This is a genomic window from Marinobacter sp. C1S70 (assembly GCF_000475355.1).
In the GTDB taxonomy this organism is placed as follows: Bacteria; Pseudomonadota; Gammaproteobacteria; order Pseudomonadales; family Oleiphilaceae; genus Marinobacter; species Marinobacter nauticus.
In genome coordinates this window covers 1-1,131 of the sequence record NZ_AXBW01000086.1, presented here as the reverse complement: position 1 = coordinate 1,131, position 1,131 = coordinate 1, and the positions used below count along the sequence as shown (strand labels likewise).

1 protein-coding gene and 1 pseudogene are annotated in these 1,131 nt (G+C 54.1%); both read right to left on the bottom strand.

Annotated features, from left to right (window positions below; all coding sequences use genetic code 11):
• Window positions 1–258 precede the first annotated feature (258 nt).
• The gene (locus Q669_RS18685; RefSeq protein ID WP_022993453.1) at window positions 259–753 is read right to left on the bottom strand and encodes a DUF695 domain-containing protein; all 495 of its coding nucleotides are present in this window, start codon (window positions 751–753) and stop codon (window positions 259–261) included.
• A gap of 104 nt (window positions 754–857) precedes the next feature.
• Window positions 858–1,106 (bottom strand): annotated as a pseudogene (locus tag Q669_RS18680) (DHCW motif cupin fold protein); the annotation flags it as partial.
• Between the last annotated feature and the right edge of the window lie 25 nt (window positions 1,107–1,131).

The following is a 1,131-nucleotide window of genomic DNA, read 5'->3' as shown; positions in this document are numbered from 1 at the left end:
CAGATACCTTGACAGTTACCGCCCCGGATGTACCACACCTCGTATCGGGTTCCTGTTCGTCGCCCCGCCGCTTTGGATTGGGCTTCCTTCAGACCCCACCTCGCGGTGACGCCCCTGCCCTTCTCCTAGCCTTCGGCTCTGCGAACACCAGGCAGGAGGACTTTCACCTCCCTAGTTCTGTGCCATGCCCGGCACACACGCCCTGGCTTTGCGGCGTGCCGGAGCGCCAGCGCAGGCGCGTCCGACAACAGCCACTTGTTATGTTCTCAGTTGCTTGAAGTACCATTCGGCCTGGCCCCACTCAAGGTCCTGTTCCATGCGCCAATCAAAAGGTCGAGGATGCCGGTGGTGATCAACTAAGTATTGAAGGTGTTGGTGGGCAATTTCTGGATCGTAAACTCTCCAGACCAAGCGTCGAGTTTTGTTCCAGGTTTCTCTGACAAGGAACAAAGCGTTTCCACCTGCTTTGATTTCTTCGTCTAGTTTGTCGCAGAACGGATCGACAATTTCTCTTTCTTCCTCCGAGGGCATTCCATTTTCGACTGTTTCCTCAAAGTCGATGATTACCGAAAGGTGCCACCCGAAAATCTGTTTATGCTCAAAGTCACTGAGTGCAGAATTGAGCATCCCAATACACGGCAAGCTGTCCTCTTTCCATTCCATCAGCGTATAGGACTCCTCAGGGAGGACCACACGCACCTCATTTTCTTTGAGAGGCTCTTCCTTTTTTCTTCCAAACAACTTCCCTAGCACAACATTTCTCCTGGAACATAACGCTTGCAGCATGCGCGCCCGCGGAATGGAGCCGAAGGCGCAATGTAGTGGGCGTCGCCGTGCCTGCACTGGTTATGTGATTTTTAATCCACGACGAAGAGCTTTGCGCCCCGTTCAGTCGAGGACCGGTGAAGCTCAGCGTTGCCCGCCACCTGATAACTAGAACCAGGCTGGAGAACAAAGCAACGCCCGTCCTTCAATTCGGTGTGGAGCTCACCCTCTAGGCAGAGCAGGATGTGTCCTTTGGCGCACCAATGATCAGCCAGATAGCCGGGGCTGTACTCGACCATACGAACCCGGATATCGCCGAAAGTGCGGGTTCGCCAGTAAGCGACTTGTAGTGGTCAAGTGTTTTAG